This is a genomic window from Deltaproteobacteria bacterium, assembly GCA_016219225.1.
Lineage (GTDB): Bacteria > Desulfobacterota > RBG-13-43-22 > RBG-13-43-22 > RBG-13-43-22 > RBG-13-43-22.
In genome coordinates, this window is sequence record JACRBX010000287.1 from 1 (window position 1) to 25042 (window position 25042).

General features: G+C 49.2%; 27 protein-coding genes. 4 read left to right on the forward strand and 23 right to left on the reverse strand.

Features of this window, described 5'->3' with window-relative positions; genetic code table 11:
• Window positions 1-269: 269 nt before the first annotated feature.
• The 6 genes from HY879_23485 to HY879_23510 form a co-directional block, all read right to left on the reverse strand.
• Window positions 270-1451, reverse strand: a complete 1182-nt coding sequence (locus HY879_23485; GenBank protein ID MBI5606308.1) for an acyl-CoA dehydrogenase family protein — start codon at window positions 1449-1451, stop codon at window positions 270-272.
• Window positions 1452-1559: 108 nt separating this feature from the next.
• Window positions 1560-1904, reverse strand: a complete 345-nt coding sequence (locus tag HY879_23490) for a DUF3795 domain-containing protein (GenBank protein MBI5606309.1) — start codon at window positions 1902-1904, stop codon at window positions 1560-1562.
• 26 nt (window positions 1905-1930) lie between these two features.
• On the reverse strand, window positions 1931-2098 hold the full coding sequence (locus HY879_23495) for a hypothetical protein (protein ID MBI5606310.1): 168 nt from the start codon (window positions 2096-2098) through the stop codon (window positions 1931-1933).
• Between the two features lie 341 nt (window positions 2099-2439).
• Window positions 2440-2943: a hypothetical protein gene (locus HY879_23500; protein MBI5606311.1), complete on the reverse strand. Its 504-nt coding sequence runs from the start codon at window positions 2941-2943 to the stop codon at window positions 2440-2442.
• A 39-nt stretch (window positions 2944-2982) separates the two neighbouring features.
• A complete protein-coding gene (locus tag HY879_23505; GenBank protein MBI5606312.1) occupies window positions 2983-3423 on the reverse strand; it encodes a TIGR04076 family protein in 441 nt (146 codons plus the stop codon).
• A 19-nt stretch (window positions 3424-3442) separates the two neighbouring features.
• Window positions 3443-3955, reverse strand: coding sequence for a hypothetical protein (locus tag HY879_23510; protein MBI5606313.1), 513 nt, complete (start codon window positions 3953-3955; stop codon window positions 3443-3445).
• Between the two features lie 407 nt (window positions 3956-4362).
• Here HY879_23510 and HY879_23515 point away from each other — a divergent pair, with 407 nt between their 5' ends.
• Both HY879_23515 and HY879_23520 read left to right on the forward strand, forming a co-directional pair.
• Window positions 4363-4707 carry a helix-turn-helix transcriptional regulator gene (locus HY879_23515; protein ID MBI5606314.1) on the forward strand — a complete coding sequence of 115 codons (345 nt, stop codon included), beginning with the start codon at window positions 4363-4365 and terminating at the stop codon, window positions 4705-4707.
• Entirely contained in the window at window positions 4707-5846 is a 1140-nt protein-coding gene (locus HY879_23520) for an acyl-CoA dehydrogenase family protein (GenBank protein ID MBI5606315.1), read from the forward strand. The genes HY879_23515 and HY879_23520 overlap by 1 nt, the downstream gene beginning before the upstream one ends.
• A gap of 63 nt (window positions 5847-5909) precedes the next feature.
• Here the strand turns inward: HY879_23520 and HY879_23525 are convergent, their stop codons facing one another.
• On the reverse strand, window positions 5910-7010 hold the full coding sequence (locus HY879_23525; GenBank protein ID MBI5606316.1) for a 4Fe-4S binding protein: 1101 nt from the start codon (window positions 7008-7010) through the stop codon (window positions 5910-5912).
• 251 nt (window positions 7011-7261) lie between these two features.
• Between HY879_23525 and HY879_23530 the strand changes: the two genes are divergently transcribed.
• Window positions 7262-9082, forward strand: a complete 1821-nt coding sequence (locus tag HY879_23530; GenBank protein ID MBI5606317.1) for an acyl-CoA dehydrogenase C-terminal domain-containing protein — start codon at window positions 7262-7264, stop codon at window positions 9080-9082.
• A 10-nt stretch (window positions 9083-9092) separates the two neighbouring features.
• Complete coding sequence (locus HY879_23535) at window positions 9093-9449, forward strand: hypothetical protein (GenBank protein MBI5606318.1); 357 nt, start codon at window positions 9093-9095, stop codon at window positions 9447-9449.
• Window positions 9450-9586: 137 nt separating this feature from the next.
• On the opposite strand, the gene HY879_23540 is transcribed toward HY879_23535, so the two are convergent.
• The 16 genes from HY879_23540 to HY879_23615 all read right to left on the reverse strand — a co-directional run bounded on the left by HY879_23540 (window position 9587) and on the right by HY879_23615 (window position 24710).
• Window positions 9587-10234 carry an isoprenylcysteine carboxylmethyltransferase family protein gene (locus tag HY879_23540; protein ID MBI5606319.1) on the reverse strand — a complete coding sequence of 216 codons (648 nt, stop codon included), beginning with the start codon at window positions 10232-10234 and terminating at the stop codon, window positions 9587-9589.
• Between the two features lies 1 nt (window position 10235).
• Entirely contained in the window at window positions 10236-11234 is a 999-nt protein-coding gene (locus tag HY879_23545) for a tetratricopeptide repeat protein (protein ID MBI5606320.1), read from the reverse strand.
• On the reverse strand, window positions 11231-12475 hold the full coding sequence (locus tag HY879_23550; protein ID MBI5606321.1) for a tetratricopeptide repeat protein: 1245 nt from the start codon (window positions 12473-12475) through the stop codon (window positions 11231-11233). Before HY879_23550 ends, HY879_23545 begins: the two co-directional genes overlap by 4 nt.
• Before the next feature lie 46 nt (window positions 12476-12521).
• Window positions 12522-13466 carry a type II secretion system F family protein gene (locus HY879_23555; protein ID MBI5606322.1) on the reverse strand — a complete coding sequence of 315 codons (945 nt, stop codon included), beginning with the start codon at window positions 13464-13466 and terminating at the stop codon, window positions 12522-12524.
• A gap of 12 nt (window positions 13467-13478) precedes the next feature.
• Window positions 13479-14447 (reverse strand): type II secretion system F family protein, encoded by a 969-nt coding sequence (locus tag HY879_23560; protein MBI5606323.1) that lies wholly within the window; start codon window positions 14445-14447, stop codon window positions 13479-13481.
• Between the two features lie 12 nt (window positions 14448-14459).
• On the reverse strand, window positions 14460-15818 hold the full coding sequence (locus HY879_23565; GenBank protein ID MBI5606324.1) for a CpaF family protein: 1359 nt from the start codon (window positions 15816-15818) through the stop codon (window positions 14460-14462).
• A 57-nt stretch (window positions 15819-15875) separates the two neighbouring features.
• A complete protein-coding gene (locus HY879_23570; protein MBI5606325.1) occupies window positions 15876-17060 on the reverse strand; it encodes an AAA family ATPase in 1185 nt (394 codons plus the stop codon).
• Window positions 17061-17085: 25 nt separating this feature from the next.
• The gene (locus HY879_23575; protein ID MBI5606326.1) at window positions 17086-18171 is read right to left on the reverse strand and encodes a hypothetical protein; all 1086 of its coding nucleotides are present in this window, start codon (window positions 18169-18171) and stop codon (window positions 17086-17088) included.
• A gap of 8 nt (window positions 18172-18179) precedes the next feature.
• Window positions 18180-18629, reverse strand: a complete 450-nt coding sequence (locus HY879_23580) for a pilus assembly protein (GenBank protein MBI5606327.1) — start codon at window positions 18627-18629, stop codon at window positions 18180-18182.
• 5 nt (window positions 18630-18634) lie between these two features.
• Window positions 18635-18925: a hypothetical protein gene (locus HY879_23585; GenBank protein ID MBI5606328.1), complete on the reverse strand. Its 291-nt coding sequence runs from the start codon at window positions 18923-18925 to the stop codon at window positions 18635-18637.
• A gap of 76 nt (window positions 18926-19001) precedes the next feature.
• Window positions 19002-20534, reverse strand: coding sequence for a type II and III secretion system protein family protein (locus HY879_23590; protein ID MBI5606329.1), 1533 nt, complete (start codon window positions 20532-20534; stop codon window positions 19002-19004).
• Complete coding sequence (cpaB, locus tag HY879_23595) at window positions 20531-21436, reverse strand: Flp pilus assembly protein CpaB (protein ID MBI5606330.1); 906 nt, start codon at window positions 21434-21436, stop codon at window positions 20531-20533. The genes HY879_23590 and cpaB overlap by 4 nt, the downstream gene beginning before the upstream one ends.
• A 12-nt stretch (window positions 21437-21448) precedes the next feature.
• Window positions 21449-21967, reverse strand: coding sequence for a prepilin peptidase (locus HY879_23600; GenBank protein MBI5606331.1), 519 nt, complete (start codon window positions 21965-21967; stop codon window positions 21449-21451).
• 127 nt (window positions 21968-22094) lie between these two features.
• Complete coding sequence (locus tag HY879_23605; protein MBI5606332.1) at window positions 22095-22256, reverse strand: Flp family type IVb pilin; 162 nt, start codon at window positions 22254-22256, stop codon at window positions 22095-22097.
• Window positions 22257-22546: 290 nt separating this feature from the next.
• Window positions 22547-23200 carry a response regulator transcription factor gene (locus HY879_23610; GenBank protein ID MBI5606333.1) on the reverse strand — a complete coding sequence of 218 codons (654 nt, stop codon included), beginning with the start codon at window positions 23198-23200 and terminating at the stop codon, window positions 22547-22549.
• A 469-nt stretch (window positions 23201-23669) separates the two neighbouring features.
• A complete protein-coding gene (locus HY879_23615) occupies window positions 23670-24710 on the reverse strand; it encodes a radical SAM protein (protein ID MBI5606334.1) in 1041 nt (346 codons plus the stop codon).
• Between the last annotated feature and the right edge of the window lie 332 nt (window positions 24711-25042).

A 25042-nucleotide genomic window follows, 5' to 3' on the forward strand; every position in this document is an offset into this window, starting at 1 on the left:
AGTCCCTGGATTCCGGCTTAAAGCATGCCGGAATGACGGTTAAGGGGCGCATTAGCAAAAAAATACGCTGTAGTACTAATTCGTAAGACTATAAATGTAAAAACAATAACTACGTTAAAATCTCTGCCTGGGCGGGATTTGAACAATCCCGCCTCTCACGGGATTGTTCAAAAAAAATTTCTCTGCGTCCTTGGCTTGACCCGTTAAATTTGGATTTTATTTAACTGGGGCGGCTTTGCGGTGAACAAAACCCCCTTTTCAAGAAAATTTCACTCCAGCTCCCGAAAGTCACTGGGCACATGAATCCTGGGCCGGTTGGCCTTTTTGATGCCCAGGGCATCATCGGCGATCAACAGACGCATGATGTTAGCCGTCCCTTCGCCCACCTGATACAGTTTGGAATCCCGATAATATTTTTCCACCGGCATTTCCAACGAATAGCCCATGCCTCCATGGATCTCCATAGCCATCCCGGCGGCCCGGACCACTGCCTCCCCGGCTAAATACTTGGCAATAGCGATCTCCCGGGAAAAGGGACGGTCCTGGTCGTTGAGCCAGGCGGCCCGGCGGACCAAAAGACGGGCGGCCTCGATCTGGGCGACCATTTCGGCCACCAGTCCTTTGATCAATTGATATTCCCGGATGAGCTTTCCGAACTGGACCCTCTGGTTGGCATAGGCCACCGAGGCTTCCAAGCAGGCCTGGGCCAGGCCGATGGCCCCGCTGGCCACGCTGATCCGACCGCGGTCCAGGGCGGTCATGGCCACTATAAACCCTTCTCCCCATTGGCCCAAAAGATTTTCTTTGGGGGCCCGAACATTTTCCAGATGGATTTCGGCAATAGGTGAAGATTTATCGCCTAACTTAGGGGTTTCCCGGGAAGTCCAGCCCGGTTGGGCCGTATCGACCACCACGGCGCATAAACCCCGGTGTTTAAGATTCCGGTCATAGGTCCCATAAACCAGGGCCACTTCGGCCACGCTGCCATTGGAGATCCAGGTCTTGGCCCCGTTGATTTCAAAATATTCGCCACGGTCTTCGATGCGGGTCTCGATGGCGGAAAGGTCGGAACCGGCGTTGGGTTCGGAAAAACAGGTGCAACCGATCTTTTTTCCCTGAACCAGGTCGCCCACGTACCGCTCTTTGGCCTCCGGAGTTCCCCATTCCATGATGGTGTAGGGGACGGTCATGGCCTGGAGGTTGAATAAAGATCTGAGACCTGAATCGACCCGGGAGATCTCTTCGCAAACCACCGAATGGGCCAGAAAACCGGCCTCCGATCCGCCGTAGCGGACAGGAAAGGCGCAACCGAAAAACCCCTGTTCGCCCATCCTGGTCACCAGGTCCCTTTTAAATCCTTCTTCTTTGATATGGGGGGAAATCTCCTTTTCGGCGAAACGGCGGGCCGTTTCCTGAATCCCCTTGACCTCTTCGGTTAAATCAAAATCCATGGCCGCCCTCCCCGGATATTTTTCCTTACCCCCTTCATTGTTGGATAACTTATTGAAGAAGATAACGGTTTCTATCTATGAGGTCAAGGGGTCTTTTTTTCCGGGCTGTTACAGCGTTTTTCTTATCTCCTCCAGGTTGGCTTTTCCTTGGGGGATCAGCATAAATAGGTTGGTCAATTTTTGGCAGGGATATTCATTGCAAAAAGCGCAATTCTTGAGATCCTTTTCCTGACCGCATTTCCTGATTTCGCAAACCTGGCAGTGGTTGAAAAGTCTTCCGGTTGCCGAATGGCATCCGTCACAATTGATGTCTTCCGGTTTGAGCGACATTTGAAAAAATTGGGACCATTGTTCGGCGACCTTTTTCCTTTTACTATCGTCATTCTCCTGGGTGGCCAGGAAAGTCGGGCATTCGGTACAGCCCATACCGCAAAAAGCAATCATCTTCTCCATGTTCTTTTCCTTTCCGTTTTTTTTATTTAGAGCAACAATATTTCCTGGGAGGCATCTTCGGCATCGGACGGATTATAAAGCATTCTCAGGGCCAGCCCATAGATCTTATCTTGAATCTTCAAGATCAGGTCTTCCAGAGCCTTTATATCCCCTTCTTTTGCGGCGTTGACCAACAGTTCAACATCCGATCCCATATTTTTTTCTTCCTTTTCTGCCTTCTTATTCCTTTTGACTCTTTGAAACCGTCAGGTGTGACTAAAAAAATGGGGTCGGGGGGCGGGGGAATCACGAAAGATGAAAATTGAACAGTCAAAGGCTTATTTAGGCACGGGTCAGGCACAAAGCCTGACACGCGGATTAGACGGATTAACCGTTTCATTTCTCAAGAAAAGGGATTTCCCTTTTCTTGAGACCAGCTTCCGCCGAAGGCGGATATTGGCCATCCCTCAAGCCAGACTCAACACGGATTAAGGGATACCCCATTGCTTTAACCCGTGTAATCCGTGTAATCCGTGCCAAAAAATCTATTTTAGAACTAAAAGAAAAACCGGATCTCTCCGGAACACTTCCCGGTCTTTGGTATCAGACAGGAACCCACCGGGGGATCGAAGCGGCACTCCAGGCCCAGGACATCGAACCAACACTGGATCCGGTAAAGAACCCCGCACCGATATTGATCGATCACTCCCAGCCGCTTCATGCCTTCATAGGCAAAGCAGCGCTCCATCTCCCAGGCCATAAGATTGTCGGCCGGAAAACTATAGTTGAATCGCATGAAGTCCCCTTTGACGACTCTGAACAGGGCTTCGAAGCCTTCTTTGAATTTTTCAAAGGTTTTGATTTCACCCTTTTCCATCCCCAGGGCCTTGGTGATTCTGGGAACCTCAATGGCCGAAAGCGACTTGATGGAGGCCAGATTCAAGGCATTGGCCTTCTCAATCCCCAATTGCTGCAGACAGTTGGCGAACCACAGGCCGTCATGGGTTATCCAGCATTTGATCAGGAGCTCTTTTAATTCATGTATTTCGAGCTGATTCATGGCCAAGGTCCCTTCCTATTGGTGCATACAGCCTCTGATCTATTTATTCATCTTCTGACGATCTTCGACCCGGGCTTCCATGACGATATGTCCCCAACCGCCGCATTGTATCCCCACATCCGGGCACCCGAATCGTCTGAAGCGCATTTCATTGGGGTCAACGCCGGCATAGGAAAGCTCGGCCAGGGCCGGCATGGCCAGAGAAATCGAATGCAAGGCAAAGATACAGATCCGGGCCGGACCCAATTTGGTTAAAAGGCTAATGCCTCTGCCGTCAAAATAAAACTTGTCGCCGGCCTTATGCCCGCTGTCACAACCATGAGATTCAATGACCTCGACGACAATCGTTTTATTCAACATGGGAGCCGTTTTGGATAAGGCATCTTCATTCCGGGGATCGGCACGAAAAATTTTCATTTCCTCATCATTATAACCCAGGTGTTGTTGTACCATATTCCAAATGTCTTCGTTGATAACCATACCTTTCCTCCTTTGAAGTTTATTGGTGAAAGTAAAATCGATAGTCCCTAAAACATTTTCCGTCGGTATGCATCATGCAACCCACCACTTTGGGCTCCACTTCAAATTTTATTCCCAGGGTATCAAACCAGGTTTCAATCCGCAACATGATACCGCATTCATAGCGGTCAGCGACGCCCAGAGCCTTGACGCCCTCATAGGCAAAGCACGACTCCCACTCACTGCGCATAACATTGTCGGCGTAACGGTTAGAATATTTCATGAATCTGCCGGCTACGATAGCCATGACTTTCTCAAAAAAATGTTTAAATTCATCAATAGTATTAAATTTTCCCTGGCCCAAGGCCTTTTGGAGGCGTTTAATTTCTATGGACGCCATCGCCTTAACCGCTGCTTTGTTGACCAGGTTAGTCTTCTCGATTCCGAATTCCTGCAGGCAGTGATAAAACCACATGGCATCGTGGGTCATCCAACCCTTGGTTAATAGTTCCTTTAATTCTTCTTTTTCGAGAGGAATCCGATCTGGTATCATTTCAAAACCTCCTTTCATATGAAGATAGGGTTCAAGGTGACAAGGTGAATGGAATGGGGCTTACGGTTTTCTTTGAACCTTAGACCTATAACCTCCTGTTTTGGAAATTCTATCTGGCCTAAAACAAATTGTCGTTAAGAAACTCTATATAACAAATTGTAATATTTGTCAAGACGAATTGTTGTAAAAATTCAAAAAATTTGTTATTATTGATGCGTTCGTAATAAGTCCAAAAGCGCCGATTTACGTCATTCCTCGTGAAAGCTTGTCCTCGAATGTCTTAATCGGGGACGGGAATCCAGTGTTTTGAATTAGTTACATATAGCCTGGATTCCCGCCTGCGCGGGAATGACGAGTTTTTACGAGACCATCATTATAATTATAATGTCCTCATAAATTTGGGATCGATGATCTATAAGACCATAGGTAAAAAGATTCAAAAGGCCAGGGAAGAGGCCGGTCTTTCCCAGGAGGAACTTTCCTCCCGGCTGGGGTATACCCAGGCGGCCCTGTCTAATTACGAGTTGGGTAAGAGACGTCTTTATCTCCCTAATATTGAACAAATAGCCCGTGAACTGAATAAACCCTTAAGCTATTTCCTGGAAGAGTCCATTAAACCGGTGCCTAGTGAACAGAAAGAAAATCAAGATGATATTCTGTCCGAGATAATGACCTTACTTTCTGAAATGCCGGCAGAGGAGAAGGTATATCTCCTTGAATATATCAAATGGAGGAGGGATCGTTTGCGATGATTGGCTTCGACCTCAACGAGGAACAACTCGTCTATCAGAAAACAGTCAGGATATTTGCCGAAAAAGAGATGAAACCTTACGCCGCTGAACTGGATAGACGTCAAGGGCCAGGATTTGATTGGGGGATTGTCAGAAGATTTGCCAAGGCTAATCTGCCGGGATTATGTATTCCTGAAGAATATGGCGGACAGGGGGTCGGCGTTCTCACTACCGCCGTGGTCTTTGAGGAATTATGTGCCGTCTGCCTGGGGATTAGCGAGGTATTGGGTGGGACCTGGCTGGCCACCACCTGCCTGAACCTGGTCGGGAATGAAGACCAGAAAAGACGCTACCTTCCTTTGGTCTGCGGGGAGAATGACAAACTGGCCGGCCTGGCGGTGACCGAGCCCGAGGCCGGGTCGGATATCGGCGCCATCAGAACCCTGGCAATCAGAAAGGGGGATTATGATATCCTCAATGGGACCAAGACCTTTATAACCAATGCCGGTCTGGCCAGGTTTTATGTCGTCTTTGCCACTACCGATCCAAAGAAACGCCATGGCGGGCTTAATGCCTTTATCGTGGACGGGGATTCCAAAGGCCTGACCCTGGGTGCGGTGGATGACAAGATGGGGCTGCGAGCCTGCCAAAGCGGCGAGTTGATCTTCGATAACGTGCAGGTCCCGGTGGATAACCTGCTCGGCACTGAAAACAGCGGGTTTCTGATAGCTATGCAGACCCTGGATATGACCAGGCCGTGCTTGGGAGCCAGTGCCGTCGGGGTGGCCCGGGCGGCCCTGGAAACGGCCCTGGATTATGCCCGCCAACGCCGGCAATACGGCCGCCCGATCATCGAGAACCAGGCCATTTCCTTCATGTTAGCCGATATGGCAACAGAGATTGAGGCCGCCAGGCTCCTGACCTGGAAGGCCTGCTGGCTGGTAGACCGGGGGTTGGATTCCACCAAAGCCTCTTCCATGTGCAAGGTATTTGCCTCGGAAATGGCCGAAAGGGTCTGCAGTAAGGCCATTCAGATCCTGGGAGGGAACGGTTATACCCGCGGTTGGCCCTTGGAAAAATATTTAAGAGATGCCAAGGCCCTCCAGATCTATGAAGGGACCAACCAGATTCAAAGGTTGATTATCAGTTCCATGCTTTAAGATCAGGTAAGTCCCCTTAATCCTCTGCTCTAACCGAATGGTAGAGCAGAGGACCTCCCCAAATTAAACCTTTTTGAGGCGCTCCATCTTATCGCCCAGATCAGCCCTGGCCCGGGCCCGGGCCTGGAGGCGCAAAGAAAAGGCCTCCATTTGATTTTTGGGAACCGCCGGCTGGCTTCCTTCGGGTTTCCGTTCCAGCGTCAAGGCCCCGCTGGGACAGGTGGAGACACACAGACCGCAACCGATGCAGCGATCCGGGTTGAGGGTCGCCTTTTCCTCTTCCAGGCCCAGGGCTTCCATCTGGCAGCGCTCCTGACAGGTCTCACAACCGGTGCAGGTCTCCCTGTCCAACCGGGCGACGAAAGGGGAGGAGACCATGGCCGCGGGGACGGGATGCCTTTTGAGATTCAAGAGGATCTGGCAGCAGTCGCCGCAGCAACAGCAGATGTTGACGATTTCCTGGGTATTGCTCGGTTGTAACACCAAGCCCTCCTCTTCGGCCTTTCGAACGATCTCTAAAGTCTCCTCCAGGGAGATAACCCGTCCCAGTCCGTTTCGCTCATAATAATCCGCCCCCCAGCCGAAGATAAGGCAGGCTTCCGAAAGCTTGTCGCAGCCGGCGCCCTTCAGATGGTATTCCTTGCGGCAGATACAGGGAGCAACCAAAAATTTCTTTTGTTTCCGGATCAGTTCTTCGGCCCTTTCGTAAGGCAGTATCTCCATTCCGGCATCGATACTTTTCCCCACCGGGATGGTCCGGAGCTGAGGCAACTTATCGAAGGACTCTTTATTCAGGAAGGGCGTATACTCTTCCATATCCCTGACGAATTCTTCATCCAGGACATTGACGTGATATTCCCAGATGCCCACCACAAACTGGGCGGCCATGTAGGCCGGAGGTCTGTCTTTAGCTTCTATACTGAAAATGAGCCCTTTTCTGGCCATTTTTTCCAGCCTGGGGGCCGCATCTTCCTCGCTCAAGCCGGCCCGCCCGGCGATCACCGCCGCTGGTTCCAGCTTCGGACTCAGGTGCCGGGCCAGATCCGCTTCATCCGGGGTGAACAGACGTTTGAGTATACGGATTTCAACTCCGGTCTCGGTGGACGGATACCCGCCGGGCAGGGAATCGAGGTGGGCTCTTAGATTTTCATAGACATCTTGCATGCTCATTCTCCTTTAAAAATCATTTGATTTTTGATCGGGTTACCGTTAGATTCTAACATTATTCGGGCTAAGAATTTGTTACATGAAATTTTTTTTAGGAGCTACGGGCAATAGGCGATATGCAAGATAAAAATGAATTTATGGTTTTTTCGCCTATAGCCTCTTGCAACTTGCATCTTGCATCTTGAAACTGTATTTTCTAACTTAATACCAAATCCCGGGCCTGCTGTCAAAAAAGAAAGGAGATCATTATGGGAACAAACTTTTTCCGTCGGGACGACCGCGATCCGAAATTCGTACTCTTTGAAACCCTGGATCTACAAAGATTGCTTCAATACGAAGCCTTTAAAGACTTCAGTCTGGAAGACTTCAAGATGATCCTGGACGAAGGTCTCAAGGTGGCCAGGGAAGCCATCGGCCCCACCTTGCAGGACGGCGACCAGCAGGGTCTGGTCTATGACCAGGGCCGCGTCAAGGTCCCGGCCTCCTTCCACGACTGCTGGAAGGTTCTCTCGGAAAACGGCTGGCATGGGTTGGCCGCCTCACAAGAACATGGCGGGCAGGGTCTGCCTTTGGCGATCTACGGGCAAGTGGCCGAATACTTCATCAGCGCCAACACGGCCATAAAAATTTATTCCGGCCTGGCCATCGGGGCCGGTCATCTTATCGAGACCTTCGGCACCGGGGAAGACAAGGCCCTGTTTTGCGAGAAGATGTTTACCGGCATCTGGGGCGGAACCATGTGTCTGACCGAACCGGAGGCCGGAAGCGACGTCGGCTACCTACGCACCAAGGCCGTCCCCGATCCTTCGGCCGGCGACCCCCGAATTTACAAGATAGAGGGGACCAAACGCTTTATCAGCGGCGGGGAACAGGACCTGACCGAGAATATCATCCACCTGGTCCTGGCCCGTATCGAAGGGGCCCCGTCAGGGACAAAGGGGATCAGTCTGTTTATTGTGCCCAAGATATGGGTCCATCCGGACGGCTCTCTGGGAGAGCCGAACGACGTCTTTTGTACCAACATCGAACACAAGATGGGCTTACACGGCTCGGCTACTTGCGGGCTCAGCTTCGGAGAGAACGGACGCTGCCGGGGCTTTCTGCTCGGCGAACCCCACAGCGGCATAGCCAAGATGTTCCAGATGATGAACGAGGCCCGTATCGGCACCGGCCTTCTGGCCCAGGGGGTGGCCGCCAGTGCCTATGATGCCGCCCGCTACTACGCCAGGGAACGCCTTCAGGGACCGCCCTTCACCGCCCGGAGCACCCCGAGAGTCCGGATTATCGAACACGAGGACGTCCGCCGCATGCTTATGATGCTCAAGGCCGGGACGGAGGCCATGCGGGCCTTTGTTTTAAAACTCTTTTACCTGACCGACATTTCCAATCACGATCCCGATGAAAAGGTCCGACAGGAGACCGGCCGGACAGTCGATCTCTTGACGCCCCTGGTCAAGGCCTACTGCTCCGACTTCGCTTACCTGCTCTGTCGGGAAGCCATCCAGGTTCTGGGAGGGGTGGGTTATTGCCGGGAATTCCCGGTCGAGCAATACACCCGGGATGTGAAAAGTGCTTCGATCTACGAAGGCACCACCTATATCCAGTCTCTGGATCTGATCGGCCGGAAGCTGATGATGGCCGGCGGCGCTGTTTTCCAGGGCTGGCTGGAGAATCTGATGGACTTCGCCCAGACCCATCAGGAAGACCCGGACTTCGCCCAGGATTTTGATCTGCTGAATAAGGCCGGGGCGATCTTAAGGGACTATGCCGAACGATTGATGCACTATTTTCAGGACGGACGTCTTAAACTGATCCCCCTTTCCGCCACCCGCTTCCAGGAGTGCATGTCCGAAGCGGTCCTGGCCCAGTTGATGCTCGAACAAGGGCTGGTGGCCCGGGACAAACTCAAAACAGTAGATCCGGCCTCGGCCAACGGGATCTTTTACCGGGGTAAGATGGAGACGGTCCGCTTCTTCTGCCGCAATATCCTGACCAATGTTTTCTCCCGCCATGCGGCCCTTCGGCAGGAGGATATGTCGGCGGTGGATATCCCGGAGGAGGCGTTTTAGAGGAATGAGAATGGAATGCGAAAAATGTCGGGATCAAATCGAACCGGGAGAGGAAAGGGAAATCCACGGCCGGTTTTTATGTGAGGATTGTTATATGGATGCCCTTTCCCCGGCCCGGTCCTGCGATCCCTGGGCCGTTCATTCAGCCAAGTCTTTTCAAAAAGAAACCGGAAGGGCTGAGATCAATCCCCTGCAGGCAAAAATCTTGGCATATCTACAGGAAACTGGCGGGGTGGAATTCCCGAGGATTGTTGAAAGACTCCAGATAAAGCCTTCCGACCTGGAAAGGGAAATAGCCTCCTTGCGTCATATGGAAAAAATAAGGGCCGAATTACGGGACGGGAAAAAAGTAATCCGCTTATGGTAAACCGGGGATGGATAGAGAGCGGTTTTGTACGCAAGGCCTTATCCGGAGTAGATCGGGGCCACTAAAATTAAGGGAATTCGGAATGCCTCAATCCATTTCACCTGAGAGGCCCCGGGAGCCTAGAGACCATTTTTTTCTTAAAATACACCGGGTAAAAATCGATAGGTCTTTAAGCTATAGGATTCATATTCAGCGAACATCCGGGAGAGGAGCCTTTCCTCTTGAAAGGCCCTGTAGGTCTGCAAGCCGATAAGCAGAAAGAAGGCGGCGACTTGAGAGGCATTATGATGCACCAGGATAAGGCCCAGGACACTGATCAATTCTCCGGCATATAAGGGGTGTCTTATCAGGCGATAGGGTCCGTTTTGTATCAAATTCCTGGCCTGGGGAATAATGCTTAAATTGCGCCCCAACGTTAAAAGGGCATAAATGGTCAGGCCCATGCCGAAGAGAATGATTAAATCTCCGGCAATAAGAACCGATGGATCTTCTAATCTCTTTTGGTTTAGAAGAGGAATAAGGAAGGGAAGAAAGGTGGCTGATAAGGCGGCCGTATTAACCGCCAAAGAAGTACTGGTTGATTTGGCCCTGTGTCTGAAGACGTAAAGTAAAACCAGCAGGCCATAAAACCCGATGACCAGGGATTGATGGATCAATTCGATCACTTTTAAAGAGGCGACAGGGAAAAAGACCTTTGATTTTTCCAAAAACCCATAGATATTTATTACCAGCAATAAGGTGAAAATGGGAATAACCAGAATTTTTCCCCAATCTATTTTGAACATACTATTCACCTGAATTCCCGCTTTCGGCTTTGGCGGCTCCCTTGAAAAGTGCCTGTTGGGCGATTTTCAATTTTTCAGCGGCTGGACTGAAATAAGCCGGATTGCCGGCCATGGCCTTTTCAAAATGTTGGATGGCTTCTGGATATTTTCCTTCCCTTAAGTAGATTGTTCCCATGTTGTAGTAGGCCAGGTACGGTTTTCCGCTTTCTTTAAAGGCCTGCAGTGCTTCATCATATTTTTTTAATCCAATTAAAACCTGAGCCAGATTATTATGCACTCTTGAATCGGTATAGCCTTTTTTTATGGCTTCATTATAGGAAGTCAGGGCCTTCTGATGTTCTCCCTGGAGGAAATAGCACATGCCTAAGTTATTAAACAAACTGCCCATATTGGGTTTGAGCGCAATGGCCGCCTGATAATGGGTTATGGCCTTATCCAACTGCCCCTGTTGATCGTAAATGACCCCTAAAAGATTATGAGCCAGCCACAGCTCGGAGTTGATCCGAAGGGCCTGTGACAGGGCTTTTTCGGCCTCCTTCGGATCATGGGCCTTAAAATAGGCCCGACCTAAGCCTTCGAAGGCCAAAGCATAGTCAGGCCTTTCTTTTAAGATCTGCCGGAACTCCGTTTTGGCCTCTTCAACCAGACCTTTTTTTAGAAAAAGGCAGGCTATTTTATAATGCACTCCGGTTCTTTTCGGCTCTAACCTTAAAGACTTGTCATACTGAAGGAAGGCCAGATCGGTATTCCCCGCCCGGAGATAATGATCGCCTAATTCTTCATGTCCCGGGGCACTCATCTCCGGGATTTTCCTGGCGGCTTCCTCATCGGTTTTTGCCATGGCCTCCTGTTTCTGGCGCTGTCGTTCCATGATCTTTTTATAATCGCTATCCTTGAACAGGCCTTGCTGTGCATTCGGAGAAGCACATCCCGTCAAAAGGGCCAGGGCAGTTAAAAAAATGGAAAAATAAATAAATAGGGGATAACGTTGAGACTTCATGATGTCCTGTCTCCCTTGAAAAATATTTTTCTATGAGGAATCATGTCCTTCCCAATCAGTATTTTAACCTTCAGGTCTGGACGATCCAGCTTCTTGATCTCTTCCATCTTCAGGACTATCGGGATCTTGCGCTCGATTTTGCGGGCTGTTTCCAGATACCCCTGGCGGTAATAAACCCTGCTTCCGGTATGATCAAACGTATCGGCATTAGTTAATCGGGCTATTTTGAAATTCTTTTCCTTCAAAAACGCACCCACGGCTTTGGCCATCCGGCTGATTCCGTTGCCGTTGGAAACTTCGATGGGAACCGGCTGGGCTGGTGTCCAATCATTTTCCCTGAAGGCCTGCCCGGTATTCGTTGATTCATTAAAATATTTTTCCTCCAGGGGATGTACGGCTTTTCCCGGAGGAATCTCTAAATCATTTTTTGCATCAGGACCAGGCAAGGCCAGTTGTAAAGGCGGTGGAGCCGATTGAGGAGAGGAAACAGACAGAGTGATCCTGGACAGGCTCTCGGTGGCTTCCAAACGGATTTTGGCATCCTGCAAAGAGGGGTCCAGTCTGATAGCCACCCGATAATGCTCCCGGGCTTTCTCAAAGGATCCCTTTCCGTAAAGGAAATTAGCCAGATGGTAATGGCCCTGGGCCTTCCCCCCGGCCTGTGCGAATTCGGCAAAGGCCAGATCATGATCACCTTTTTCGGCATAGGCCAGGGCCAGATTGCTGTGATATCTTTCATTTCGGTCATTCAAGGCTATGGCTTTTTGAAAAGCGGAAACGGCCTCATCCGGCCTTCCCTGCAACAGAAAGGAATATCCCATATTATTATACACATAATCCAGGTTGGGATTCAATTTTAAGGCCTCTTGATAAAAGGCGCTGGCCTTCAAAAAATCTCCGGACAGATCATAAGAAACCCCGATTCCATTGTAGGCTTTAACGTATTGGGGATTAAGGATAAGCGTTTTTTTAAATTCTGTTATCGCCTCGGGATGCTTTCCCCTCTCCTGATAATAACAGCCCAACAAATAATGGGAATCCGGATTTCCATAGTTAGGCCGAAATTGGGAAATAAATTGGTTCATATCCTTCTCAGCAACGGTCGAATTCAAGACCGCTGATCCCGAAGGGGTCCCCTCAAAGAAACTATTCATGGCGGAACATCCCCATTGCAAAAGCAGGAAAGATCCCGTCAGGGAAGCCATTCCCACCAGCATCCATCTCCTATTCCTGATGTTCATAACGCCTCCTCCATCGGTTCGAGTGCCCCTTTTCCCTTTAAAAATATTATCCCAAAAAGGTCCTGTAGACTCTAATCATAGCCGGGCCCATGATGGCCACAAATAGAGAAGGAAAAATGAAGAGAATCAGGGGAAAGATTAATTTCACGGTAAGCTTTCCGGCGATCTCTTCTGCTTTTTGAAATCTCTTGGTCCTCATGGAGTCGGAATAGACCCTTAAGGCCTGGGCTATGTTGGTGCCGAATTTGTCGGTTTGTATCAAAAGGGACACCAGGCTCTCCACGTCCTCCAGATCCGCCCGGAAAGCCAAATTCCGCAAGGCTTCCTGACGTGATTTCCCAGCTCGCACTTCCAAATTAACCTGCCGCAACTCATCGCTCAGGATCTTATTGCTCAAAGCCATTTCTTCCGCGATCCGGCTGATTGCCGCATCCATTCCCATGCCGGCTTCCACACAAACCACCAGCATGTCCAAGGCATCCGGAAATCCCTTAAATATCGCATCTTTTCTTCGGGCCAGGCGTAATCTCAGCCAGAGATCGGGCAGATAATATCCGGCTAAAGCCAGGATAAGGGAAAAAATTACAACTTTAAATACCGGCATGGTATGGTCGATAAAAAAATAGGCTATTACAGAAAGGGCAAGTATCGCAACCGGCAGGAAGGCCTTGGCACCGTAAAAGAGGAGCGAGGCCTTGGGGTTGCGATATCCGGCCCGGAGGAATTTTTGTCGCGTTTGTGTGAGTTCCTCCTTTTTTTTGGGCTGGGTCAGGCCACTGAAGGTGCTGACAATACTCAGGACTATTTTTTTAAGCGGGGAATCTCCGCTCTCCGCGTTATTTTCGGACTCTGTCTTTCTTTCCGTCCCTTGGAGACGATTAATGATCTCCTGACGCTCGCTGCGGTATTTAAGATATCCGGCTATACCGGCAACCGATAATAGCGTAGCGAAAAAGACCAGAACCGGAATCAATACCATCATGGGTTCCATGGCTCTATCCTCTCAAACTCGAATGGCAATCATTTTTTTCATCACGATTACGCCCAACGCCATGAACACCATAGACACCGCCGACAGTATTCTGCCGATCGGGTCTGTGGCCAGAAATCCTATATATTCCGGCCGGATGATGATTAAGACAAAAACCACAAAGAAGGGGAGGGCAATCAGTAGTATGGCTGACAGCCTCCCCTCCGCCGACAAAGTGCGAACCTTACCTTGGAATTTAAATCGTTCCCGCATCAGACGGCTGATGTTTCCCAGAATTTCAGCCAAATTACCCCCTGTTTCCCTCTGAAGCAGGATGGACATGACAAAAAATCTCAAGTCCGGACAATCCAGCCGGTTCAGTAAATTTTTTAAGGCCCTGTTGATATTAATCCCGAAATTAACTTCACCCAAAGTCCGATCAAATTCAGGACCCAGGGGATCTTTGAATTCTTCAGCCACCATTTTTAAACCGGTGGTGAAGGCATGGCCGGCCCTCAAGGCCTGGACGATCAGATCCAAGGCATCCGGCAATTGCCTTTCAAACTTTTCCATCCGGCGTTTTCTTTTAATAGTTAAATAAAGGAACGGCAAAGCCCCTAAGAAAGCGGCCCCCGGCAGGCGAAACAGCCAATGGGCGGAAGTCGTTATCGAGCCCAGAAAAAATCCCAGGACGGCCAAAATCATCGCAATTAAAATGAAAAAACCAAGCGGATACTCCGTATGGGCCTGCTCCCGAATCCGTTCCAACCGTCTGATCTTAGGGACACGCCAGAGCATCCTGTCCAACCAGGGGACCTGGCTCAAAATTTTTTTCCGTTCGATGTCTAAGGCCTCTTCCTGGGAAGTTTGGGAGGATAACAGATTTAACTGTGTTTTGACCCGTTTCCATTCCGGATTGCGCATGGCCCTTATAGCCAGATAAACCCCCTCTACCAGCATTACCGTCACCACAAATATCCCCATAGTGATGATTAATTCCATTGCAGTATCCTTCTAAATCTCATAAACCTTTTGAGGATCGAATAGATCCATAGCGACCGGTATATTAAAAGCCTTAAACTTCTCAATAAATCTGGGCCTGATACCGGTCGATCGAAACTTTCCCTGCACCCTTCCGCTGGAATCGATACCGGTCTGTTCAAAGGAAAATATTTCCTGCATGGTGATGATATCCCCTTCCATGCCGGTGATTTCCTGAAAACTGACCGCTTTCCTGCTACCATCGATCAAACGATTGAGATGGATAACCACATTCAGAGCCGAGCTGATATATCTACGAAGGGATTCCACGGAAATCCTGAGTCCGGCCATGGAAACAATAGTCTCCAAACGAATCAAGGCATCCCGGGGCGAATTGGCATGAACGGTAGTCAACGAACCATCATGACCGGTATTCATGGCCTGAAGCATATCCAGGGCCTCCCGCCCTCTTACCTCACCGACGATAATCCGGTCCGGCCGCATGCGCAGACTATTGATCACCAAGTCCCGTTGGGTGATTTCGCCTTTGCCCTCAATATTCGGGGGGCGTGTTTCCAGACGGACCACATGCTCCTGTTTTAACTGAAGCTCCGCAGAATCCTCAATAGTGACGATTCGTTCTTCCGCAGGGATGAATCGGGAAAGCACATTGAGCAATGTGGTTTTTCCCGTCCCGGTGCCGCCGGAGATAAGCACATTCAACCGGGCCCTGACAATTCCTTTAATCAGTTCCCCCAGTTCCGGAATAATTGTTTTTAAGGCAATCAGGTCTTTCATCTCCAGGGGATCAACGGCAAAACGCCGGATGGATAAGATCGGACCGTCGATGGCCAGAGGTGGAACAATGGCGTTGACCCGGGAGCCGTCAAACAACCGGGCATCCACCATCGGTGAGGATTCGTCCACTCTGCGCCCTACAGCGGAAACAATCTTATCGATGATCCTCTTCAGGTGCATATCATCTTTAAATCGGGCCTCGGTCTTCTCCAGTCTCCCGAACCGCTCCAAATAAATATGTCTATAGGTGTTGACCAGGATATCCGATACCGTCGGATCTTGCAGGAAGGGTTCCAGCGGTCCCAAGCCCAACACCTCATCCAGGATCTCCCGGAATAATCTCTCCCGCTCAAAAAAATTCAAGGGTAGACTTTTTTTCTCTTCCGAGAGTATCTTCTCAACCAACTTTTTTATCTCTTGTCTAAGCAGTCCTTTATCCAGGGTGTCGATCAGGGTGAGATCGAGCAAATCCAGCAGGCGGTCGTGGATCCTGGTTTTCAACTCATAATAGTCATTGGTCGACAGGTCTCTTTCGGTCTCCTCAGAAAGGGCCTGTGAAAATCCTTTGGGATGCAACGGAATGGCTCTATTCATTCGATCGGTGATATCCATCTTAAATGCCTCTCACTCCTGTCCATAGAATGTTTTTTTTTAAACGGTCTGACGGGCTGTTTTCATCTTCCGATTGAATAAATTTCCGCCCCAAGTCCAACTTTTCCCGGATTCTTCCTCTTGGGTTTCCATAAAGGTGGATGAAAATTCCCTGAAATTTTTACTGATTTCTGTCTTGGGTTCAATCTCCAGGGGAGTCCGTCCCTGGTTGATGGCGGCTGTCGTGGTGGAGTAATCATTGGGAATAAACCAGGAAATTCTCTTATTAATACTTTTCTCCGCCTCTTCCCGGGAAATGAGCGATCTCCTCTGATAGCGGTTGATGATGATCCGGACCTTTTCTTCTCCGGGAAATCCTAATTCCTTAAAAGCCCAGAGGAGCCTCTTAAGGTTGGTCAAGCAAGAGAGATTCAGTTCGGCAACCAGAAGCACAAAATCGGACAACTCCAACATCTTTAAACCGGCTTTATTCAGAGATTGCCCCCCATCGATAACAATAAAATCAAAGGTGGCTTTCAATAAATTCAAAAGCCGCTCGGACATCTCCGGGGTCGCTGCCAGACCGTTCAAGATAGTCGGAGAGGGCAGGACATGGACCCCCGAACTGTGCCTTGAAAGAATACTCATCAGAAATGTGGCATCCACCCGGTTGATGTTCTTAACGATTTCCCCCCAGTCGAAAGAGGGTCTCATATCCAGAAAGAGGGGAATTTCACCGAAGAACAATTTCATATCTACCAGGGCAACGGATTGAACCTTCTCCAATTGTCTGAGGCTGGTGGCCAGGTTGACCGCCACCGTAGTGGTCCCCACCCCGCCTTTGCTTCCTATAAGGTGGAGGATCTTCCCTTTTCCCCGGATCTGACTCAAATTTAATTTTCGTGCCCTGAAACGAATGAGAGCCTTTCTTATTTCATCCTTATTGACGGGTTGGTGGAAAAATTCCTTGATGCCCATTCTAAGAATCCGGATTAAAATATCCGGGTCCTTTTGCAGGGAAGTTAAAAAAATCTCCCCGATCTCTCCGGACGCCTGAAGGAAATGGATATGCTGAAACGCCTTCATCAAATCTTCTCCTAATTCCATAATAAGAAGATCTGCCGGTTCCGAATCCCCTACTCTCTGAAGGGAAAACCCTTCCATTTGGGGGATGATCTTTTCAAATTCGCTCCTTATTTCCTTCTGATCAATGGCTAATCGAACGGATATTTGATTTGGATCCATGGGATTTCTCTTCTTTCATAAAATATTATTTAACCAACCCCGGAATAGTACCGATATTCCCGCTGTTACCCCCCCCGCCCCTACCGAGATCTATGTAATCACACTTGAATCGGGCCTTGATGCTCTTAGGGTGGCATGTCACCTCATAGATAGTAACCGTAGTAAATCCAACAATTTTAATCGACTGATTCGGGTTGGAACAATCATCCCGGTCATAAACCACCAGGGTGCTCGTCCAGCTATTCGGATCATTATCAGCATCCATTGTGCCGTCATTCTTTATCTTCATGGCATCAAAAAGATTCTGAAAGGCCTCGAAGGTATTGGTACTTAGTTCACCACCGATAAAATTGAAATAGGTACTCCCGGCATAAGTAGCCGGACTTTGATAGGTGCCGTTTGTTAATCCATCCAAAATGGCCCTTAATTTACTGTCGCTGGCCGGCGAAGTATCATAAACCATCCAACCGGCGCATCCCTCCCAGGTTCCGGTGGGGGCAAATTGGATTTCACCGTTATTCGGACACCCGGCCTCAACCCTTGCCTTGGAAATGCCGATAGGCAGCGGTACCCCCCCCGGCAAGGCCGTGCCCTGGCCGGTTAAAGAGGCGGTCGCCACGGCGGAAAGGGGGACATCGCTTTGTCCGAACACGCTGGCAAAGAAGGTGGCAACTTTTCCGTTGGCCGAATTATCCCGTCTGGCCGTTACGCTTACGGCATCCGGGTGATTTAGAGTCGGGGTTAGAACCCGGTTCGTTTTATCCCATACGCCGACGATAACATCCCCGTCGGCGATACTGATATTTAGTCCGGCCGCCTTGTTTTTCAGGGCTATGTCTTTAGCCATAGCTATAAGGGTGGATGGGTCACAGAGGTAGGCCTGTTGCTCATCATAGGTCATTCCCGCATAAATCGACCCCAATTGACTGGCAGCCGCCAGGGCCGAAGCATCCGCTATATTCTGGAGTTCATTCCTGGAGGCCAGGATATAACCCACATCTATGGCCAGAGCGGATATGGCCACCAGGACAAAAAGCATTATACCTGCCATGATAGCGGTAGCCCCCCGTCTTTCCTCTATTTTGGCCATTAGCCCCGAATTTATCTTCATATCCCTTTTCACTCGCATTTCATTACCGTTGAGGCCGTTAAAATCATGGGACCGCTCATGCTTTCGGAGCCGAGAAGAGCCAGTAGATTAGGGAAAGCCAGGAAATTATAGTTATAACTTACGGTGACCGTTACCTCATTGGTTCCAAACATCCCCCTTGGCGGATCGGGGCAGACCGTCGAGGTGATTGCAGGCGTAGCCTTTGGAAAACCGATCAGGTAATTATTGCAATAATTGGAAACCACGGTACTAATCTGCCCCGCGGTCATACTGGGATCGGCCATGACTATTCCATAACGGGCCCCTTCCCGGCTGGCATTGGTGATCACTTGTTTGTTGTAAAAAAGAAGGGCGAATTCAATGATGCCAAAAAGGATCAACGCCAGGAGGGGCAGGACCAACCCGAACTCTACGGCCGCCCCGCCCCGTTGACTTTTCAATCTCATTGTTTTCTCCATAATGTTTATTTGATGGTGCCGAAGTTAATGGAATAAACCGGAGACTTATCCTCTTTTTCAAAACCCTTCCAATATCTTTCCAGGGCCTTCTGGGCCGCCTGGGCATTCAACCCGACAACCGGCTCCAGATTTTTTTCGGCCTGTGGATTTAATATCTGGTTAAACCTGGCCAGCTTAACAGAGGTCCCGTAATCCATTTCCAGTCGGCTGAGATTTTTTTCTTGAGCAAAAACCATATCAGCCGGCAAAGAAGAAAGACCTATTATTCCCAGTAGGATTAAACATTTTGTTGTCATTTTATCCTCCTTGTATTTAATCGGGTTACGCTGCTATTCCCATTTCCCCGATTTCCCGGTCATTCCGCTTTCATCTCTATTGAGGAACGGCATGTCCAAATTTTCCGACCAACCCTTCCTCTTTCTTCGAGGGGGTTGTGGGCCAGGCGGAGGAAGGATTTCCAGGTCTGGGTTTTTCTTTTCCCGTGCCCTCCAAACTCCCCAACAGATAAAACTCAAAATCCGTCGGCTCGACAAACTGATCGGTCGGAAGCGTCTGTTTGGTCATATCTAAAGGCTTCACCAGATGAGGGGTGACAATAACAATCAATTCCGATTCATTTTTCCGGAAAGCACTGCTTCTGAATAAAGAACCCAATATGGGGATGTCCCCTAAAACAGGAAACTTGGAGACCACTTCCCGCACATCTTCTTTAAGGAGACCGGCAATGGCGAAACTTTGTCCGTCCCCCAGTTCGATGGAGGTAGCCACCCGTCTGGTATTGATACTCGGCAAAAGAAAGCCTTGGACGACCACGGCATTGGAGAAATCAAGTTCGGACACCTCGGGGGCCACCTGCATATGGATCTTACCGTTACTTAATACCGTCGGAGTGAAGGCCAATCCCACACCGAAGGGTTTGTATTCGACCGAAACGGTTCCTAATCCGGAAGAATAAGGAATAGGGAATTCCCCACCGGCCAGGAAATTGGCTTTCTGCCCGCTCTGGGTGATGAGGGTAGGTTCCGCCAGGACTTTTAAAAGACCGTTCTCCTTTAAAGCATCTATCAAAACCGTCCAGGGGGTGCCGTTGACCAGAAATCGCAACACTCCATTAATGTTGGAAGAAACAGCCAACGGATCCAAAGGATAGCCGTCAATAGAAGTATAAACTCCCGAACCGCTCAGGGGGGCCAAGCCTTTGGGGGGCAGATTCGATAAATTATTAAGCAAGGTCAGGCCAATCTCTCCGCTGCGGTTAAGGAGCCCGAAATTAAATCCAAACCTTTTAACCACATTTCGAGACATTTCGGATACCCGCACCTCCAACATCACCTGATGCACCCCGCCGACCTGGAGCAGATTAACGATCCTGCCCTTTTTGTTTTCTTTATCATAAGGGGCATAGGGTTCCACCAGGGAAAGGATCTGAGAAAGATTGGCTGAATTGGAGACCGTTCCGGAAAGGGTGATATAATCCTGGTTATAATGGAGACGCAGGCCCTTTTCTTCCGGGAAAAGGGTATGGAGTCGTTCCTTTAATTGAGTGAGATCCGGGGCCACTTCCAGGTCCAAAACATCGGAAATCTTATTTTCGTCTTCCCATATAGTGACGTTGGTTGAACCCGAGGTTTTTCCAACCAGGTAAAGCTGGTGAGGAGTCAAGACCATGGCATCGGCTATCCTCGGTTCGGCCAGGGAAACCCGCTTTATGGGTTTTTGGCTTTGAATGATGATGGACTTTCCCAGGATTAAATTCAATTTCTGGGGGGCGATGGTTTGGAGGGAAACCCTTTCCGGTCCCTGCCCCCAGCAGGATGGTGAAACCAAAAGACCCAGGGGCGGCAGAATCAGAAAGGAAAACAATAGACACAAAATCCCAAACTTAATGGAATGGTCCATTTTCATTGGTCTTCACCTCTTTCAAAATTGACTTCGCTGACTTTATTGCCTTTGATTAATTGCACGGTAAAAAAAGCTTTTTTTACCTGCTCGGGTTTTTGGTTATTCGACGATTGACTTTCAGAAGATTTTTTTTTGACTGTAACTCTCTTAACCGGATTATTCGGAGGATCGGCCGGGCTATAGGAGGCCAACAGATAGGGAACTGTGGTCCCTCTGGTAAAAACAGATTCCGTGTCGGTATAATTTCTCAGGGCCAATTGTACTTTCCCTTCCGTAGCGGCCAGGGCCAGCTTTTCCCCTTCTTCCGGAGTAACCTCCAGGGTGATGACATCGACTTGGGCAGGCTTTTCCTTTTTCCCCTTCTCTTCCACATCCGAACCGGCAGCCAGCACCAGAACATTTTGCAGAACCACCTTGGTTATCGGATTCTCACTTTTACCTTTTTCTTTATTGAGGGTCACCAGGACATCCACCCGGTTGCCCGGATGAATAAACCCGGAGACCCCAACCACCTTATCCACCTTGATGGCCATGGCCCTTTTATTCACCGGTAAGATAGCCGCTACCCCGCCCTGGACGATGGAGGCCGGGGCCAGTCTGGATTCCGATATCAGTTCATCCTTTTTGATCGGATAGGTTAACACCCGTCCGAAGACCTTGGCCCCATTGGTAAAACAACCCGGGGGACAACTTTCCCCGAGAAAGGGTTTCATGGTAATCATCTCTTTGGTGATGACTTTTCCCCAGGGGATATCCATGGTCGCCACGGCAAGCGGATGGGTTTTTAAAGCCATCCCCTCCCGCAGTTGCGCCCTCTTCTGCAGCCAACTGTATGACAACAAACTGGTGATCAGGGCGATCGCCAAAGCCACTCCCAGCAAAATAATCGGTTTATTTTGTTTCATGATGACCTCCTTCTATCCTCCCTTTTTTAAAATTGAGAAGACCGTACCTGCGGCGATGGCTAATCCGTAACATAACTGAGTCGCTTTCTCTTTAGAACCAGGGAGAGGAACAAACTGTTGCGTCAATAGAAAACTTTTTAAGTTTATCCAGCATCCCTTTATTCTTTCTTGACAGACGGTATTGATCAGAATAAGAATTAATGCGTAGACTCCCCCGAAAATCCCCGTATAAAGAAAGGCCCAGAAAACACCCTGAGGTCCCAGCCATCCCCCCACTGCGGCCATTAACTTTACATCGCCGGCCCCCATCCCACCGGCCAGATAAAAAACGATCAGAACAGCGAGTCCGGTCAAGATACCCGCCAGACTGAAAAGGAAGCCGGACCAGCCGTTATAGCCTGTCCAATAGATAAGGGATAAAGCCATGGTCGGATAAGTAAGACGGTTGGGGATCTTTTGAGAGTTGAGGTCATTTATTACCGCTAAGATCAAGGCCGCCAATAAGAACCAGGTTTGCGGTGTTTTCATCATATAGACAGTATTCCTTAAAAATATTTTATCGGTCCTGAGAGACAGGATGCATTATTATGAAATCAGACATCAATAATGCACCCTGTATTAAAATGGACTTTGTCGATCCCGGTTTGTGGATTAACTGCTATAAGGCTGTAGACACTGCATTGAATTTAGTAACTAAGGCAGTTCCTACTGCGGTGACCGCAGTAATGATAGCCACAGCGATCAATGAGGCGATCAAACCGTACTCAATGGCATTGGCGCCTTCCTCTTCTGCTAAAAAACTTTTGATCCACTTTTTCATCAACAACACCTCCTTTCTTATTTTTGACCCATCTTTGATTTTTAAGATCGACAGGCTTTGGTTTCACCCTCTCCGGATAACCTTTGGAAGCGCTTTAATCCTTTTGATCTTAATATAGGCTTTCTTTTTTTCTTTGTCAGTCGGGAGAACCCGGAATATCCTGTGGGGAATTCCTGAAAAGAATTGAAGGGAGGCTTTTTTTAGGCTTCAAATGAGGAAAGTAAAATAGTGGGATAATCTCTTTGATCGATGGATAGGGATGGCTGGATCAAACAGAATAAGGGGAAAGATTATTCCAAGGGGGTAAGGCCGTGCTTAATGGCAAACTTAACCAGGGTGGGGAGATCGCAGATTCCCAACTTCTCCATCAAACGGCCGCGGTAGGTTTCTACTGTCTTGGGGGATATGAACAGGGTTTCTCCGATTTTAACGCTCGAATAACCTTCCACGACCAGTTGCAGGATTTCCCGCTCCCTGGAACTAAGACGTTCAAGCGGACTTTTTTTTAAATGTTCGTCGCGTTTGACCAGAACCTCGGTAACCAGGATCTCTGAAATTCTCTGGCTGAGATAATGGTGGCCAGTGTGCACCGTCCGGATCGCTTCGAAGATTTCCTCAGTGGCTGACAACTTGAGAAGGTAACCTTTAGCCCCTGCCTGAAAGGCCTGATTGATATATTCGAAGTTATCAAACATGGAGAGAATGATTACCCCAATAGCCGGTTGATTTTCGATGATTTGCCGGGTGGCCTCGATCCCATTTAAGTTCGGCATGGAAATATCCATAAGTACAACATCCGGTTTCAACTTCAGGATCTGCTGCACGGCCCGACGTCCATCTGCGGCACTTCCGATAAAAACTATTTCCTGCTGAGCCCTGAAGATGGCCTCCAGACCATCTCGAACTAAGGGGTGATCATCGGCTAAAAAAACCTCTATCGACATGAGTTTTCTTTCCCAACCTTGATCACTGTGGATTTCCCTTTTCCTTTTCCAATATATTAGGCCTTCAAGTTATCAGAAAAAGGAGATAACGCGCTTAGATTCCTTTACAAAATTAAACACTACCAAAACCCATTTGCTAATGGAATAGAGTCAACCCTGTATTTTAATGATAAAATTATAGTAAATCGGTTATTAAACAGGGCTTTCGGCAGGAAGACGCCTCGGCGGTAGACATCCGGAAAGAGGCCTTTAAAAAACGCATAGGCTAATACTGAATTCACCATTCAAATTTTCAAACCTAAGCTTCATGCCTGGCAGGGCACCGCGAAACATGAAAACGTTTTGAGGCTATGGGCTATGGGCAATAGGCGAAGGCAGGGTTGCAAGGTTTTCACCTTGAAACTTGAAACTTGCATCTTGCAACTATATTCTTTAACCGCCCCCCCGGCCCCTGACCCATAATTTCCTACTACAAAAAGCACTGGGGATCTTCGGCCAGGAAATCATTCTCTGCTCTGGACTGGGAACAGGCATAGGCAACGGCCCGGCAACCGCGGCAATTGGCCCATCGGTTGCAAGAACCGCATTTGCCCTGGTACTGGCTCCTGTCCCGGAGCTTTTCGAGTACCGGAGAGGTAACCCAAAGTTCACGCAGCGAGTCTTCTTTGACATTCCCAATGGGGATCGGGAGCCTTCTGCAGGGGGTAACCGTTCCATCGGGTAAAATGGTCATTCCGGAAAATCCGGCCGCACAGCCGCCCATGGGCACAGCCCCAAGGTCCACCGTCTCGGCAAAGCGGTCCATTTGGGAGGCCACCGGATCGCCGGTGACTATTTCCAGACCAGGAAACCGGATCGAAAAGACTTCCAGATAAAGGTCCTTTAGTTCTTCCTTGCTCAGCATATGCGGCAGCAATCCCACCCCCCGGCCTGAAGGGACCAGCCGGGAAAAACCAAGACGGTCCACCTTGAGGGAATCGGCCAGGACGGCCATTTCTTCCAGATAAGGGGCGTTGATCTCAGATAAAGTCATATTCAAGGTGGTTTTAAGGCCCGCGGTCAGCAGTTGATCGATCCCTCCCAATGTGGCTGCGAAACTTCCCTTCCCCCGGATCGATTCATGGATCCTTTCCGGCCCTTCCATACTGACTTGAATCCCCTTCACCCCCAACTGAGAGAGCCGCTCGGCCTTTTCCCGGTCTATCAAAATCCCGTTGGAAAGCAGGTAAAGTTCAAATCCCTTTTGGCCCATGGCCTCCAAAATCTCAAACAGGTCCGGCCGGAGAAAAGGCTCTCCGCCGGTGACATTAAAACTGGGTGCGAAGGACATATCATAGGCTTCTGACCAGGCCTCGATCATATCGGCGATCTCCTGTACCACCGGTTTGATCTCAGCCAAGGACATCTCCTGGGAGGCTTTTCCTTCCTGATAACAATGCCGGCATCGAAGATTGCAGCGCTCGGTGAGGTGCCACTGAACAAAAAAATCCATAGCATTATCCGTTAACATAAACCCTCACTTTTTTTATCGGGTGGTTTTCGATTCGTTTTGATCACGCCATCATCAAAGGAAAAATGGCGGATAAGCAGGAGATTCTTTACCCTGCCCATCCGCCACCGGGTTTCGTTGCTATCCAAGCAACGTTTAAGATTTTCAACTCTTTCACTTGCGGCATACCTTACCAGGATTTTCCTTCAAGACCTTCTTCATCTTATCCCAATAGGCAGCTTCCTTGGCCATCACCGTGGGGTTCGGCTTATTAGTCATCCCGATCCACCTCCTTTCTGTGATAGTTTTCCTTATAAAATAGCAAATTTTAATTTTAATAGAGATGGAGCCGG

What these genes read in the sequence shown, in the direction of transcription:
- HY879_23570 (MBI5606325.1), bottom strand. Translation starts at nt 17,060, where the DNA reads ATGGATCCAAATCAAATATCCGTTCGATTAGCCATTGATCAGAAGGAA.
- HY879_23535 (MBI5606318.1), top strand. Translation starts at nt 9,093, where the DNA reads ATGGAATGCGAAAAATGTCGGGATCAAATCGAACCGGGAGAGGAAAGG.
- HY879_23540 (MBI5606319.1), bottom strand. Translation starts at nt 10,234, where the DNA reads ATGTTCAAAATAGATTGGGGAAAAATTCTGGTTATTCCCATTTTCACC.
- HY879_23545 (MBI5606320.1), bottom strand. Translation starts at nt 11,234, where the DNA reads ATGAAGTCTCAACGTTATCCCCTATTTATTTATTTTTCCATTTTTTTA.
- cpaB (MBI5606330.1), bottom strand. Translation starts at nt 21,436, where the DNA reads ATGAAACAAAATAAACCGATTATTTTGCTGGGAGTGGCTTTGGCGATC.
- HY879_23510 (MBI5606313.1), bottom strand. Translation starts at nt 3,955, where the DNA reads ATGATACCAGATCGGATTCCTCTCGAAAAAGAAGAATTAAAGGAACTA.
- HY879_23495 (MBI5606310.1), bottom strand. Translation starts at nt 2,098, where the DNA reads ATGGGATCGGATGTTGAACTGTTGGTCAACGCCGCAAAAGAAGGGGAT.
- HY879_23600 (MBI5606331.1), bottom strand. Translation starts at nt 21,967, where the DNA reads ATGATGAAAACACCGCAAACCTGGTTCTTATTGGCGGCCTTGATCTTA.
- HY879_23525 (MBI5606316.1), bottom strand. Translation starts at nt 7,010, where the DNA reads ATGCAAGATGTCTATGAAAATCTAAGAGCCCACCTCGATTCCCTGCCC.
- HY879_23610 (MBI5606333.1), bottom strand. Translation starts at nt 23,200, where the DNA reads ATGTCGATAGAGGTTTTTTTAGCCGATGATCACCCCTTAGTTCGAGAT.
- HY879_23605 (MBI5606332.1), bottom strand. Translation starts at nt 22,256, where the DNA reads ATGAAAAAGTGGATCAAAAGTTTTTTAGCAGAAGAGGAAGGCGCCAAT.
- HY879_23500 (MBI5606311.1), bottom strand. Translation starts at nt 2,943, where the DNA reads ATGAATCAGCTCGAAATACATGAATTAAAAGAGCTCCTGATCAAATGC.
- HY879_23550 (MBI5606321.1), bottom strand. Translation starts at nt 12,475, where the DNA reads ATGAACATCAGGAATAGGAGATGGATGCTGGTGGGAATGGCTTCCCTG.
- HY879_23530 (MBI5606317.1), top strand. Translation starts at nt 7,262, where the DNA reads ATGGGAACAAACTTTTTCCGTCGGGACGACCGCGATCCGAAATTCGTA.
- HY879_23485 (MBI5606308.1), bottom strand. Translation starts at nt 1,451, where the DNA reads ATGGATTTTGATTTAACCGAAGAGGTCAAGGGGATTCAGGAAACGGCC.
- HY879_23490 (MBI5606309.1), bottom strand. Translation starts at nt 1,904, where the DNA reads ATGGAGAAGATGATTGCTTTTTGCGGTATGGGCTGTACCGAATGCCCG.
- HY879_23590 (MBI5606329.1), bottom strand. Translation starts at nt 20,534, where the DNA reads ATGAAAATGGACCATTCCATTAAGTTTGGGATTTTGTGTCTATTGTTT.
- HY879_23575 (MBI5606326.1), bottom strand. Translation starts at nt 18,171, where the DNA reads ATGAAGATAAATTCGGGGCTAATGGCCAAAATAGAGGAAAGACGGGGG.
- HY879_23615 (MBI5606334.1), bottom strand. Translation starts at nt 24,710, where the DNA reads ATGTTAACGGATAATGCTATGGATTTTTTTGTTCAGTGGCACCTCACC.
- HY879_23505 (MBI5606312.1), bottom strand. Translation starts at nt 3,423, where the DNA reads ATGGTTATCAACGAAGACATTTGGAATATGGTACAACAACACCTGGGT.
- HY879_23585 (MBI5606328.1), bottom strand. Translation starts at nt 18,925, where the DNA reads ATGACAACAAAATGTTTAATCCTACTGGGAATAATAGGTCTTTCTTCT.
- HY879_23565 (MBI5606324.1), bottom strand. Translation starts at nt 15,818, where the DNA reads ATGAATAGAGCCATTCCGTTGCATCCCAAAGGATTTTCACAGGCCCTT.
- HY879_23580 (MBI5606327.1), bottom strand. Translation starts at nt 18,629, where the DNA reads ATGGAGAAAACAATGAGATTGAAAAGTCAACGGGGCGGGGCGGCCGTA.
- HY879_23515 (MBI5606314.1), top strand. Translation starts at nt 4,363, where the DNA reads ATGATCTATAAGACCATAGGTAAAAAGATTCAAAAGGCCAGGGAAGAG.
- HY879_23560 (MBI5606323.1), bottom strand. Translation starts at nt 14,447, where the DNA reads ATGGAATTAATCATCACTATGGGGATATTTGTGGTGACGGTAATGCTG.
- HY879_23555 (MBI5606322.1), bottom strand. Translation starts at nt 13,466, where the DNA reads ATGGAACCCATGATGGTATTGATTCCGGTTCTGGTCTTTTTCGCTACG.